We start from the raw sequence: 13545 nt of genomic DNA, 5'->3' as shown, positions 1-13545 counted from the left end.
CTATTAGCGGTGTCATAGCTATTTCCTATCAATAAAACGGCAGTTTTAATAACCAGAGCGGTATGTAAAACCTTCTTTTAATACGCAAACGTTTGGTTTTCGACGCACTCAGCGAGCGCATCCACTGGTGAACCCTCTCAATAGGTGATATTTCGTTTATTGAGCATCTTTTGGCGATCGGTTTGACCGGCTGCAGGCATTTCGAGACTGTGCAGGCCATCTTGTCATTGCCCCCGCTTCGACACTGGTGGCCCAGTGGCCACGCCGTCGATCAGTGTGATCCGCTATGACGCATATGCCCTCGGGTGGGAAGCGGCGCTTTTGTTGCTGCACAAGCTCAAGGCCGGCGAAGACGCGCAGGAAGTGCGCGTGGAGGTGCCAACCGAACTCCTGATTCGTGAGTCCTGCGCCGCACCCCGAAATCAAGCTGTCGTCGCGAGCGCATAGTACCGACTTCGACCGTTTCAGAAGCAACGATAAGAACGCTTACCTCCAAAGTGGTCAGGTTTCAAGACTTGATGTGATCCACAGACGGATCATCAATGACGCCGACATGTAGCGACTGAAAGAGCTCTTGAAAATCTGCCACCAGCCTGTCTCAAACGGCTTTGTTGCACAAAGCCAGTCCGCTGAGCTGGTAACCTCGAGACATGAGTGAACCGAAGGGGTCCAAGGCCCGCTACAAGACCACCAACTGGGCAGAGTACAACGCCGCGCTCAAAGCCCGAGGGTCGCTGACAATCTGGCTGGACAAAGGCATGCAGTGGTACGCCCCATCCAGCGGCAAACGCGGGCGCCAGCACATCTTCTCCAACGCAGCCATCCAGTTCTGTCTGGGCATCAAGTGCCTGTTCGGTCTGGCCCTGCGTCAAAGCCTGGGCATGGTTGAAAGCCTGCTGCGTCTGGCAGGCCTGGACTGGCGGGTGCCCGACTACAGCACCGTGTGCCGACGCCAGAAGACTTTGCAGGTACAACTGCCCTACCGAGCCAGTACCACCGCACTGGAACTGCTGGTGGACAGCACCGGCATTCAGTTCCTTGGCGAAGACGAATGGAAACGCAAGAAGCACGGGGCCGAGTACCGGCGCCAGTGGCGCAAGGTGCACCTGGGTGTTGATGCCCACACGTTGGAGATCCGGGCCATCGAGGTGACCGACAACAGCGTGGGCGATGCGCCCATGCTGCTCGAGTTGCTGGAGCAGATACCACCCGATGAGCCGATTGCCAGCGTCAGTGGGGACGGTGCCTACGACACCAAGGCGTGCCATGCGGCGATTGCCCAGCGAAATGCGCAGGCGGTGATCCCCCCGCGCAAGAACGCCCAGACGTGGAAGGCGACCCTGGTGGGAGCGCATGCGCGCAACGAAGCGCTGCGAGCCTGTGACAGATTGGGGCGCAGCATCTGGAAAAAGTGGAGCGACTATCACCGCAGAAGTCTGGTGGAGACCAAGATGCACTGCTTCAAACGCCTGGGCCAACGGGTGATGGCGCGCACGTTTGAGCGGCAGGTGGTGGAGTTGCATGTGCGTGTGGCTCTGCTCAACCGTTTCACGCAACTCGGGCGCCCGAGCACGGTGCCCGTGGGTGCCATGGCATAGTTGCGTCTGGGGCTGGGGTAATCTCGTCTGCCTTCCGACTTGTGCAACAAAGCCCATCAGGCTATGTTTGCTGCGATCTGGAGGTCGAGCCTGGTGGTTGATCCAGGGAGTCTCCCTCTTTAACGTACTGGGCCTGCCTTCGGGGCGCGGGGTGGCTCGACGAAGAAACGCACTATTCGCTCAGATCAGATCGATCCCGTCATGCATGTGTTTTGAGATGGCAACGCGCACCTCGTGGTGCACCAAGTCACGAAGGTGGTACAGCCCTCTTGCGTTCTTTAGACCTGCAGCCTTCACCACTTGTTCGACCGTGAAGTCACCATTGAGCCATCGCACCAGGACGGTATTTCGGACAACCTGTGGTCCCAGACGCGCGGGATACGGCAGGTTACTGCTTTGGCATGCCGTTCGAATGGTTTTAGTCACCAGATACAACAGCGCGTGCATGGACATGGATGGGGATTTCCGCGAACAAAACAGCACCTCATGATTCTGCGCCGGCTCATAGCACTGACGGGCAGACAGCCATTCTTCGAGGGCTTTCGCCACTGACGCCGGCACGTGCATGACCCTGTGAACTCCGCGTATTTCGTTCTCTACCCGCAACGCTGAGATCTTGTCATGCGGAATTGACTTGCGTGGATCCTCACCTCCCTCGATCAACACGTCCTTTACCGTCAGTTGTCGGATCTCTCTGGGAGCAAGTCCAAGATGAAAAAATTGCCATCAATATCGCGCGATTGCGCCTTTCAATCAGGTCTTCACCCACAGGGAAGGCAGCGAACGCCGCCTTCCAGAGCGCATCTGTGAGGATGGCTCCCTTGGGATCCTCGCTTGGCGGCATGTCCTCCCCCAACAAGCCAAGAGCCGGATTTGCATTCACCCACTTCTGTGACAGCGCGAATCGGTAGATTCGGTCAATGGCGCTCCAGTACCGCCTGCGAGTGATCGGACTGACCGTACCTTGTTTTTTTGAGGCCCGTAAGCTGCCGTTTATGAAATTGTGGACGTCTACGGCAGTGGCCTTGTGCCAAGCGGTGCCAGACATAGCTAGCCCATCGTTGTTCGCATGTTGACTCAGTGACGTAAGCCAGCGTTTCCAAATTAGCCGATAAAGAACCGCCCCCTTAGGAGTCAGCCAATCGCGATCGTCGTTGGCTCGGTTGTCCAACCAAAGCTCAAACACCTCTGGTCCCAAAGGCATCGGTACAGGGGATGGGAGGTGATTCTGCTGCAGAGGCTCGTGCGACATAGAGTTTTCTTGTTGTTTTGAATGCACATTACATGAAGAGATAAAAAATAAATCATCATGCCATCTCATATCCCAAGGCCGCGCATAAGAAATTGAAAGAAAAAGTCGATCAAAGACTGAATACTCAATAACCAGACAACACAATCATGTAGTGTGCGTTCATGTGCCGGCCAAATCGCCAGCGAAGATCGGCACTGTATGCCGATGCACCTGTGAGGTTTGCTCACGATGGAAATACTGCCCCCTCCCCCGAAGAATTGCGCAAACGGTAGACGTCGTTGTTATGCTGCGGGCTGAAATTGCTCAATGAACTGTGCCAGAGCTTGGGCTGTAGGTTCGCCCCATAGCTCCTTGGCATACCAGGTTGAGAAGAGGGAACGGATCATGGCGCTTTCGATGCCCTTATCAAGCTTGATGGACTTGTTCTGGTTTTGAGCCTTGAACGCGTCGAAGATCTGCTTGTGCTCCTTTTCATCGAGCTCTTTATAGACGGCCAACGCATCTTGCGCGCGTGCAGCGAGGAACTTTTCCATCACCGATGGACCTGTAGGGTTCTTTTTAGAGATCGACTTTGGAGAGCTTAGCTGCAAAGAATTCGGATTTCTAGAAATGTCTTGGAGTGTCCATCGGAAATACCCTGCCGGAGTGCCAAGTGGGCTCATGCTGGTGGACTCGGCTCTTATTTCCACGCGGGAGATGGCAGCTCGGATGACGTCTTCTTGGTACTGCGCGGCCAAGTCTGACGCGTCCGCCTGGCTGAAACCGAACTTCATAATTCTTCCGATCAACTCCGCATCGATCACTGGAGGTGCGGGGAATTCGAGCTGCGGCTGCTTGTTTTGCTCGACTCGGAATTGAAGCTTTTCCACCCTGCGGCCGTTCTTATGTTCAACGAGCTCAATGTTGATGTCGGTCAGCGCATTGATCTCAGCAATAGCTGGCTTGATCGTGTCACGCTTGAAATACTTATAGACCGGTGGCGCCTCGGCGGATATCGGATTTCCAGTGATGACCCCGTACCAATGTTCGTAGCTCTGGATGAAGGTCAACTTCGATGGGTTGGTGGCATATCGCCTGCAGATCTCATAGAGAGCAAGGGCCGAGCCGGATTTGAGCGAACTTTGATAGACGATTGACAACCGCGTATAAGTACTCGGTGCCATCACTTGCTCATGCACCTCCGGCGGGAAAGCGAAACCGAACCATACTTGGCCAGAGTGTTTATTGAATCCCTCTGGGTTCACCAATGTTACCGACGAAACCAAGCGCTCACTGGTCCACTGGCGCTCGTTTTCCATGAGCAATTTGATGTTCTGCAGGTCCTCCAGTTGTCGCTTGAGGTACTGGACATCTTTACTGTCGTATGCCGCGTCTCGAGCAAGGTCCGACAACGGAATCCAAAAATACTTCTTTGCAGCCGGTGTGTTGATGGGAGCGTTGAGTCCGGGCTCCTTCATCTCCTGCGCGTGATACATCATCACATTGAAGACCTTGCGCGAAAGCAAAGACAGGTTGCCTTCGACGACACGAAGACCGATAGCTTCGTTTGTCTTTCGGAATTGCTTTAGATCGCCTGATTCGAGGGTCGTCAGCGCATTGCTTCGAGCCTTGCTCTTCCTTGTCGCCATCGACAGCCTTTCAGTGTCACCTTCCCATCACTTTCACGGTGGCCACGGCCCCATCATCGGTGAAAATTTCACAAAGTTTTCTCACCTTTGTATGAGCCCATCGCTTTTTCACTTTTCGATGAGATCATACCGCGCTCACCGATCGATTTGATAGCTTCTCTTTAAACCTCAGGCATTTATCCAACAGGTGCAGGAAACCAAGTCCCTGTAGATGCTCACCATAGTCCCTGAATCCACTCACTTATGCTCCCCGTAGAAGCTCACCCAAATTCCGTTTAGTCCCCGGTGAACCTCACCTGAGTCCCTGTAGATGCTCACCTAGGTCCCTGAATCCACTCACCGAGTTGGGCGCTACCCCGCACCAGTGCTGCATTTGACCGATCCTAATTTGTATTCAAATGATCCAAGGGTATTCTCAAAAAGATACTCAATGCGCCAGCATCCATTCTTGAGAAATACAAACCGCCAGGCAGCCAAAAACCGTCACCAAAAAAAACCGAAGAAGAAACTCAGGGGGGCTCACCAACATCCCGGTCTGATTCGACCATGGCAAGAGTCCCCCACAGCGCTAAGCGGGCCCTTCCCTTCCCTCCTGAATGACGCGACCTTGGTGCCTGATCCATCGCCTGTCGTAACAGACTTTGGATTGGAGAATTCATTCGCCATGGAGTCGATGGATTTCCTCTGGTCCCCGATGGAGCTCACCTTTCGCTTGCATTTCGCCCGTCAGGCGGGTCAAAACTCACTATTGGACTGTTCCGGCCTTGTCTCCGCTTTCAAGCGGCCTCTAGGCCCGTGTAACACCCAACTTGACGTATGTGTTTGTCAGACATACTTAAATTAGTCCCTGTAGAAGCTCACCATTCAGTTGACTTGTTCAAGGAGTCTTTATAAATCAACAACTTTACTGATAGCAGGCACTCACTCTAGGAGTTTTTTTTGGTGAAGTTCTCAACAACATGGTCCCCGAAGAATCTCACCTTAGCTGAAGTAGTCCTGGCGTGGCGGGCGACATATTGAGGCGCGACGTCCCTGAAAAGGCTCACCTTTATCGTGATGTGACGCGAGTGCGCGAATATATCTCGCTGCCACGCCGTGTAAGGTCCCTGTAAAGACTCACCTTTGTGGCGGCAGGGATGGTTTTTTGTCGCACGGGTGGTGCGCCCAGCGAGGCTAGCTAGCAGGAAAATGGTCCCCGTAGAGACTCACCGTTAGAGATCAACCGCTGAGAGAGGGGTACAGGTCCCCGGAAAGGCTCACCTTTCTACTTTTCCAAGTAACCTGGGCAGATCTATTAGCGGAAGACAGGAGTGCAAACTTGTGTGAAGAATTTTGGGCTCTGGTCCCTGTGGAAGCTCACCTTTCGGGATAAGGCTGTCAATCCTCGGTTCTCGGAGATGTCGTCGCGCAAAGCAATGGAGATGAAATCAGCCTTGCGGTGAGGATTTGTCCCTGTAAAAGCTCACCTTTTGACTCGCTATACAGGTGTTGCACGCGATAAGCGGGGCGAGGGATAGCCGGAAGCTGTTTACGACCCATTGAGCTCGTGGCAACCGTCATGAGCAACTCTGAAAGCTTCGTAAGCACGCGGCGATCCCAGGTTGATGGGCAGCATCAAGATGGGATTACCGGCCTCTTACAAAGCTTCTGCTAAGCGTAGTGTTCAGATTTTGGTCCCCGAAGAAGCTCACCTTGGGATTCTTGGCAACGAGCAGTGGTTCTGAATCAGTAAACTTTTTCAGTACTTGCAGATTTTCCGCTGGCCACAGTGTCAAGGCGTTGATCTAGCGCGCGGCAAGGTGACAGCCATTGCCCGCGATCTGAAGTTTGCTCACTCCGAGATCCGGCGCATGGAAGAGCTCGAAGAATCTCAAAATCAACTTTTTGAGAGCATCAATGAACAGCTCTCAAAAGTCACCGAGGCGCTGACAGATGTACAAATCAAGGCGTCCAAGCTTCCTGATTCATCCGGACCTGGAAGCGCGGCTTGCAGCCGCCCTGGCAGAAACCGATACCGCTCGCCAGGAGGCCACTGATAAGGCGGTGGAGATCGGGCGAGTGACGGGCGAAATAGAAGCACTGCGAAAGCAGCTCGTTGACCTGACTTCCGCCCTGGTTTCGCCATCAAACCGCTCGTGAAGCTAGGCTGCCCTGCCCTGCCCTGCCCTGCCTCAAAGCGAATTACTCTTTCGGGAACAGTGCCATTAACTTCGACGTAATTTCATGGGCGGTCTCGGGGCTGAGGCCCCTCAGACTGAGTTCGATTCGGCCGTCCTCTTCGAAGGATTTGAGTTCGCCTTTAGCTCCTTTGAAGCTGAGCGCCTCACGGGTGGAGCGAGGGCGCTTCACTGGGCCCTTGACTGCAGCTTTGCGCCTGGCCACAACGTCGCGATATCCCATGCCTGTCTTCGCGACTTCGAGAATGAGTTCGAGAGTAGCCTCATCTCCCTCGACATCCCAAAATTCCCGGAGCGCATTAAGCATCTTGTGATTTAACAGCTCCGGATTCTCGGCGACAGCGTGTATGACTCTGTTGGACAGTCCGGCCAACGACAGTGTTCGACTGACGTGATCCTCGCCTAGGCCGAGTGATTTTGCCAAAGCTGCCTGAGTCTGATAAACCTTCTTTGCTAGCAGCTCCTTCCATTTGATAGCGTCATCGAGAGGAGTTTGCTCTCGTCGTTCAACATTGGCCGCTCGAGCTTCCTCATAGAGCTCTCTGTCGCTTGCCGGACGAGGCCGAATCTCGATCCGTAACGTCGCAAGACCCGCGGCGCGGGCCCCGCGCAACCGTGTTTCACCTTCGATAAGGGTGATGCTTGCTTGATCGTCGATGTAGCCAGTAGCAGAGATGCGCTGCCCGGAAGTCGACAGCGAAATAGCCATGTTGTCCACGGCCGTGGTCGTGTAGACAGCGCGGGGATTGAATGGATTTGACTTGATGAGGCCGACAGGGACGTCATAGACGTTTCCTACCTGGTAGTCTGTAGGGGCAGCAGTCCGATCTTGGCTCGAACCAACTCCTGGGGTGATTTGCAGGGGGCGTAAGTCTGCTGGGCCTATCTCAGACGGAGTCATGCGGGGATCACCCACGATGGGAATATTTGCTGAGACTGATTCGACGGCAGCGACGCGGTCATCAGAGACTGCGCGTTTTTTGAAACCGGTGGCCATGTTTATTGCTCCTCACCATTGATGCGGCTTAGGATCTCGTCGTATACCGCTTGCATCTCATCAACCGCCTTTTGAGAGCGCTCGCGGCCTTTCAGCTCATGCACTGCGCGACCGCTTTTGCCGGTGGCCAGCCAAGAGGCACGGTGAGCAATTTGAGACTTGAACACCGAGATACCTTCGCTGGCAAGGAATTCGCGCAGTTCCGCTGTGGCCTTGGCGCCTTCAATCGGTGAAACGCGAGTGAGAACGACGTGTGCTGGAATTTCGCCGGACTCGTGGCGCGGCCCCATCTCCTTAAGGGTGTCGAAAACGTTCAAAGTCGATTCAACTTCTTGCTGGTCAGCGCCACATGGAACTAAGACGATGTCGCTGAGCAAAGCGCACTCGAGCATAGTTCTGTAGTTTTGAGCACCGATGTCTACAACGACCAATGTGTATTTCTTCGAGAGATTTGCGAGTTCACGTGCTGGATTCGGCGGCAAGGCGAGTACGGGAATTGATGGTGTCACGCCCTCATCGTTACGAATCTTCGACCAACTCATCGCCGATCCTTGTTTATCCGTGTCCAAGAGAACCACATCCACACCATTTGCCGCTGCCAAAGCCGCGATATGAGTAGCAAGTCTTGTCTTTGCGACACCGCCTTTTTCTGCTCCGATAGTGATGACCATTTCAAATGTCTTTCATAAAACAAAGCTATTTCTGACATTTTCAATGAAAACACTATGATTTGTCAATACTAAAGGGAACTCCACTTTAATTCTGTCGTTAATTGCAATATGACTGCAATTTCGCAACTGATAAACGATAGCCGCAATCTTGGCTCGAGCCAAGATCGGATGACTTAGGGCTGAATGTGAGTCGATGTCGTGGGGGTTGGCTCGAGCCAAGGCGTTTACCTCACCGTATTGTCGATGTGGATTCAATAGCTGGGTTTGTCGGCGCTAGTGCCTTAGGGCGGTTTGTGCTCAGGGTTGTTTCGCTGAAGGTGCAGGTCTTCTGCGTCCGCCGAGTAGCTCAATGGTGAAAGGATTGGCTCGAGCCAACTTTTCGTCGATAGGTTGGGATGGCGGCCGCCTGCCCTGTGTTGGGGGAGTGTTCTTGCGATGTTTAGGAAGTCTTAAAAGCAACTTCGCACCGGAGATACGTTGAGTTTGTGAGTAACGAAAGAGTTTTTTGGAGGGGTGATTCGTGCCGTCTTCGCTAATTGGAGACTGTGGCCGCAAGAAATCGGATTCTGTGGGGGGGGTGCCGGCGGAGATTTAGGATGCCAGAGCGAATTAAGTTCTTTGCGCATAAGTCTCAAGTGCTTAGCAAACCCTATGGTCGAGACTGAGAATTTTTGCAGATGGGCGCCATTCAAAAGCTAGCCTTGTGGATCAAGATGGTGTGTTGTTCGCACGTGAGGTGGAGGCTCTTTCAGGTCACATGTAGATGTCAGTCTAGTCATTGGGTCGCATATGTCGGATGTCTAATTGTTTCAGAGCTAAATTTAGTATTCCTATTTCATGAAAATTACTGAAAATTTCGTGTCATCAAACTTATTTGAATGCCGCAGCGATAGTTTTGATCTGACGCTCTAATGGAGACTTGGCGTAGATGTTCATCGTTGTGCTGATATTGGCGTGGCCGAGCTGAGCTTGAACTACTTCCATCGGGACCTCTCGTTCAATAGCGCGAGTTGCAAAGGTGTGTCGCAGCCAGTGTGCTGAAGCGCCTGCAAGTGATTGACGTTCGGCAGAGGGGAGGGCGGATGCGTTGATAGCATTCCGCAGCCAGGTGCGTACAGTGAGATACAGAGCCTGGTAGCCAATGAATTTCATAGGATCTTTGACGCTGGCCAATAACGGAGCCTTCACAGGGGATTCCTGAAGGCAGCCGATACCGCGGGCCTCCAGGTAATCCTCCAGTGCCACCAAGGCAGAAGGAGGGATTGCTACTACGCGCGGTGCGCCTCCTTTGCCCATGACCTGCAACGCATACCCTCCGCTGACATAACGCAGATCGCCCAACTTGGCTGCCAGCAATTCAGCGGCGCGCAGTCCGACACCCGACAAGAATCCGACAATGAATCGCATACGTGCGCGGGAAGGGGAGGGGGGTTGCGCATCAATGAAGCGTTGGATTTCGGTCTGAGCGTCCGCGGAGAAGGCGCGCGTATCAATGCTGTTGACCGCGGTCTTTTTCATGGAAGCGCGTGTCTTGATGAGCGGCCATGGGTTTTGAAGAATGTAGTCGGCCAGCTTGAGATAGGCGAAGAGGGCGCCCACAATATTGAGAAGGTGATGCCGGCTCGATTGCGAAAGCTGTCCGCGAAATGGTGCCCAACCAGGCTGGCCGGGACTGGCACGCTCACGAGAGATCCAGTGCGCTGGAATGTTTTCCGTGAATGCCCGGAACGCCAGACAGTCCTCCACCTTGACCTCTGAAAACGTGATGCCCCCACGCTCATGCTGGAGCCAGAGCATGAAAACACGCGCCTCCCGCCAAAAACTCTTAACCGTGGCGGCAGAGCCTGCATGAGTCTGTATCCAGGTGCGCATGGCCTGCAAATCGTTCGAGGCGTTTAGCATGGAGCCCGATTCCAACAGAGGCGGCTCTATTGGCTGGTCCTGGAGAGGCACTTGAACGGCGGTTCCAGGGAAGCATTCGAGCTCAAGCGGATGGTCGGCCAGGGCAAGGGATGGCAGGGCGAAGAGTCGCCTCGTGGGGGCGGTAGCCGCAGGGATTAGTGTGTGGAGATGCGATGCAATGCGTTGAGCCTTGCTTTTGCCAACACCTGGTAGGTCGCGGTACCAACGCCCGCCGGCGGCAATGGCTTGGGCCATTTCGCCCAAGTTAATAAGTCCTGCGCCGGTGAGCTTGGTTGCGGTGCGGTCGTCGAACCAGCCGCTAACCATATCCTGTGATTTCGGTTGTTCTGCGTTGCTGGTTTCCAGAACGCGCAGCAACTCCAGTTGTCTCCTGCGCAACCGGTCGCGCCGCTCGGTCTTCATTTCGGTCGGGAAAGCCGCCCCATAGAACTCCAGCTGCTCGGACTCGCTCCAGCCATCCAGATCCCGTTCAGCGATGAAGTCTTCTAGGCTGGGCCGCTCGATGGCGTCCTCGACCCGAATCTGTACACCAATCAGACGCCACGCCGAATCTCCTCGACGTCGAGCGATGGCGCGAATCTGATCTACGGTCTGCCGGTGGGCGGTGACGGCCTCGTTGCCGTGCTCGATGCCGAGGTAGCGCTGGGCGCTTTCGTTGAGATCAATGCCTTCGGCCACCGCGCGCAAATGCGCGAAATGATGTGGTCCTAGCCGGTGTATGAAACGCACGCTTGTCTGGGTCCGGCGGCGTCGCAAGTCCTTGATTGGCTTGGGTTTTTGGTCCGAACTGATGGCGTGTGCGATTTTCATCACCTATTTTTATGCTTAAGATAATGTAGCATTATCTTAAGCATAGAAAGTAGATGGATGTGAGAAGGGCGTCGAAGTTGGGAGGAATACATGCAGGCCGACATTGGCGAAGTCCTGTGGCTGCATCACGTCGTTAGTTGCTACTACGCTAAACGCAGAAAGCGAAGACCGGCTCCAGCGCCATCCGCTGAAGGGAAAACGTCAAGGCTGGTGAAGGGAAAATGTCAAGCCACGCAGCCGGGCGGATAGATTCAACGCATTCGCAGGACCGCATTGGCTAACTAGAGCGATTGCTCGCTCCAGCTCTTACCGTTGGAAGATCCGAAGTAGCCAAACTGGATCCATCAAAGGCGCCACTGAGGGCGCCTTTTTTTTGCCCCGGGTTCTTAGACTGTCCAACGTTGCCGCTCTTGATCGGCCAGGCGTGCAGCGATGAGGCCCCGCAAAGCATTCACAGTGTAAATCCCAATTAAATCAATGACTTAGCGTGCATACATTGGGGCGCGAAAAGAATGCACAGTGTAAATCCCAATTAAATCAATGACTTAGCGTGCATACATTGGGGCGCGAAAAGAATGCACAGTGTAAATCCCAATTAAATCAATGACTTAGCGTGCATACATTGGGGCGCGAAAAGAATGCACAGTGTAAATCCCAATTAAATCAATGACTTAGCGTGCATACATTGGGGCGCGAAAAGAATGCACAGTGTAAATCCCAATTAAATCAATGACTTAGCGTGCATACATTGGGGCGCGAAAAGAATGCACAGTGTAAATCCCAATTAAATCAATGACTTAGCGTGCATACATTGGGGCGCGAAAAGAATGCACAGTGTAAATTCCAATGAAATCAACGACTTAGCGAACCCGCAATGTAGCGCTGCGCTGACCTCAAGCCGGGCGCGTTGATATTCCGGTGGCTATGCAATCAGGGCCATAAGGCCCCGGCGTTATTGATCGAACAGGCTACATCTGATGTGCGATTGATGACGGTGTAGTCAGCAGTTGTAGACAAACGCATCAAGGGGGCATGATTGTCTACATCTGGTGTCTATCTGTGGTCGATTCGTAGCTCTCCTGTTGAGTAGTTGTGGAGCCAGAAACGACAATCCTACAACTGGCGGAGAACGCGCGAGTGGTGGGTGGGCGACTGGATCCGGGCGAACTGCGGCACCAGGATCGCTGAAGTGGGCCGGCTCGGGTCTCGTCCTTGAGTGCCCTCGCTCTGGGCGCTTCGGCTTCGGGGGCAACGATGGCAGGCTCCATCCAGTCCATTCAAGTTGGCTGCCTTGATCGCTTGGGGCCAGGTGGCATCCGCTGAAGGGAAAACGTCAAGGCTGGTGAAGGGAAAATGTCAAGCCACGCAGCCGGGCGGATAGATTCAACGCATTCGCAGGACCGCATTGGCTAACTAGAGCGATTGCTCGCTCCAGCTCTTACCTTGCGAGTTTTCACTTTGGGCCCCACTGGATCGCTAGTCGGGATCGTCGGCAATCGATCGCGAAGTTCGTTGAGGACGGCGAACATTTCCGTGCTGCGCTGCTCAAGTTCTGATTGCAAGTCCTTCGTCTCGTGCCTGGAGGCTTGCAGATCTTTGACCAGACCTGCTTTCTCTGCCTGCAGTGTCGCCACGACGGCCTCCAGCTCCCGAGCCTTCTCCAGCGAAGCCGACAAGAACTTTGCAGATTCCCGGGTTTCGCTCTCCAATTTGAGCGCCAACCGCTTCGATTCTTGGCGCACACGATCCACCTCTGCATTAAGTCTGCGCTCCTGAGCCTGAGCGCGCTCCTCCAGACGCGTGCGTTCTGCGTGGTGGTTAACCTCCATTTCCTCCTGGCGCCGACGTTCTGCATCCGCTGCCAGGCGAAGTTGCTTGCTCTCTGCGCGTGACGCAGCCAGCATTTCCTGGCTCCCGGCAAGTTGTTGCTGCAACTCCTGAACCAGACGGCCCATTTCGGCGATCTGCGCATCCCTGGCCTGCATAGCCAGCTCATAGCCTTCGCTGCGGTCGGCTAGGCGCTGTGTTTCCTGTGCCAGGACGTCCTGCGCCTGACGTAGCGCCTCAGCTTGCTTGTTCAATTCTCTGCGCGCTTCGGTGAATTGAGCCATCGCGCGCTCGTCAGCATGCTGGAGGGCCCTGCCCCAAATGGCTTTTGCAGCCCGGACAACCGGCGCGGGCAAGGGGACTTCGGCGCCGCCATCTTGCTCAACTGCATCTCCCGGTGACTGCAGCCGCTTGGCAAGTGACCCATACCAACCATCAAGCATCGGCCCCACAGTATTTGGGGAGCCACGGCCGAGATGTTGTCGCACTCGCTCTATCGTCGGCCGCTCCCCGAGTTTAAGAACGGCGTCGGCGGCTGCCCAGACCTCTTCCATTTGCACACCACGCGGACCTCGAACAATTTTTGACTGCATCGCCCTACTCCACTACATTTTTACCAACGATAATCGATGCTTATCGTGATCTATCAACTATATTTGTTG

9 protein-coding genes are annotated in these 13545 nt (G+C 54.3%); 3 read left to right on the top strand and 6 right to left on the bottom strand.

Translation table 11 applies throughout. The annotated features are described in order from the left end of the window. Nucleotides 1–255 precede the first annotated feature (255 nt). On the top strand, nt 256–447 hold the full coding sequence (locus K226_RS0115050) for a substrate-binding domain-containing protein (RefSeq protein WP_024815588.1): 192 nt from the start codon (nt 256–258) through the stop codon (nt 445–447). A gap of 203 nt (nt 448–650) precedes the next feature. After that, nucleotides 651–1598: an IS5 family transposase gene (locus K226_RS0115045; RefSeq protein ID WP_024815587.1), complete on the top strand. Its 948-nt coding sequence runs from the start codon at nt 651–653 to the stop codon at nt 1596–1598. Nucleotides 1599–1778: 180 nt separating this feature from the next. On the opposite strand, the gene K226_RS19885 is transcribed toward K226_RS0115045, so the two are convergent. Next, a complete protein-coding gene (locus K226_RS19885) occupies nt 1779–2264 on the bottom strand; it encodes a hypothetical protein (protein WP_162150982.1) in 486 nt (161 codons plus the stop codon). An 867-nt stretch (nt 2265–3131) separates the two neighbouring features. After that, nucleotides 3132–4478 carry a replication initiation protein gene (locus tag K226_RS0115035; RefSeq protein WP_024815585.1) on the bottom strand — a complete coding sequence of 449 codons (1347 nt, stop codon included), beginning with the start codon at nt 4476–4478 and terminating at the stop codon, nt 3132–3134. A 1745-nt stretch (nt 4479–6223) separates the two neighbouring features. Here K226_RS0115035 and K226_RS19880 point away from each other — a divergent pair. Next, nucleotides 6224–6514, top strand: a complete 291-nt coding sequence (locus tag K226_RS19880) for a hypothetical protein (RefSeq protein ID WP_155886557.1) — start codon at nt 6224–6226, stop codon at nt 6512–6514. 145 nt (nt 6515–6659) lie between these two features. Here K226_RS19880 and K226_RS0115030 read toward each other — a convergent pair whose 3' ends face one another. From K226_RS0115030 to K226_RS0115015, 4 genes are all read right to left on the bottom strand, one after another. Beyond that, the gene (locus tag K226_RS0115030) at nt 6660–7652 is read right to left on the bottom strand and encodes a ParB/RepB/Spo0J family partition protein (protein ID WP_024815584.1); all 993 of its coding nucleotides are present in this window, start codon (nt 7650–7652) and stop codon (nt 6660–6662) included. 2 nt (nt 7653–7654) lie between these two features. Beyond that, nucleotides 7655–8323 (bottom strand): AAA family ATPase, encoded by a 669-nt coding sequence (locus K226_RS0115025; RefSeq protein WP_024815583.1) that lies wholly within the window; start codon nt 8321–8323, stop codon nt 7655–7657. An 870-nt stretch (nt 8324–9193) separates the two neighbouring features. Continuing rightward, nucleotides 9194–11056 (bottom strand): site-specific integrase, encoded by a 1863-nt coding sequence (locus K226_RS0115020; protein ID WP_081739429.1) that lies wholly within the window; start codon nt 11054–11056, stop codon nt 9194–9196. A gap of 1409 nt (nt 11057–12465) precedes the next feature. After that, nucleotides 12466–13437 (bottom strand): DNA-binding protein, encoded by a 972-nt coding sequence (locus K226_RS0115015; protein ID WP_238324272.1) that lies wholly within the window; start codon nt 13435–13437, stop codon nt 12466–12468. Nucleotides 13438–13545: the final 108 nt, after the last annotated feature.

It is taken from the genome of Acidovorax sp. JHL-3, from assembly GCF_000526295.1.
In the GTDB taxonomy this organism is placed as follows: Bacteria; Pseudomonadota; Gammaproteobacteria; order Burkholderiales; family Burkholderiaceae_C; genus Acidovorax; species Acidovorax defluvii.
This window is presented reverse-complemented; position numbering and strand designations above follow the sequence as displayed.

Excerpts from the sequence above, each read along its gene's own strand:
- K226_RS0115015 (WP_238324272.1), bottom strand. The coding sequence starts at position 13,437 with ATGGAAGAGGTCTGGGCAGCCGCCGACGCCGTTCTTAAACTCGGGGAG.
- K226_RS0115045 (WP_024815587.1), top strand. The coding sequence starts at position 651 with ATGAGTGAACCGAAGGGGTCCAAGGCCCGCTACAAGACCACCAACTGG.
- K226_RS0115030 (WP_024815584.1), bottom strand. The coding sequence starts at position 7,652 with ATGGCCACCGGTTTCAAAAAACGCGCAGTCTCTGATGACCGCGTCGCT.
- K226_RS0115025 (WP_024815583.1), bottom strand. The coding sequence starts at position 8,323 with ATGGTCATCACTATCGGAGCAGAAAAAGGCGGTGTCGCAAAGACAAGA.
- K226_RS0115035 (WP_024815585.1), bottom strand. The coding sequence starts at position 4,478 with ATGGCGACAAGGAAGAGCAAGGCTCGAAGCAATGCGCTGACGACCCTC.
- K226_RS0115020 (WP_081739429.1), bottom strand. The coding sequence starts at position 11,056 with ATGAAAATCGCACACGCCATCAGTTCGGACCAAAAACCCAAGCCAATC.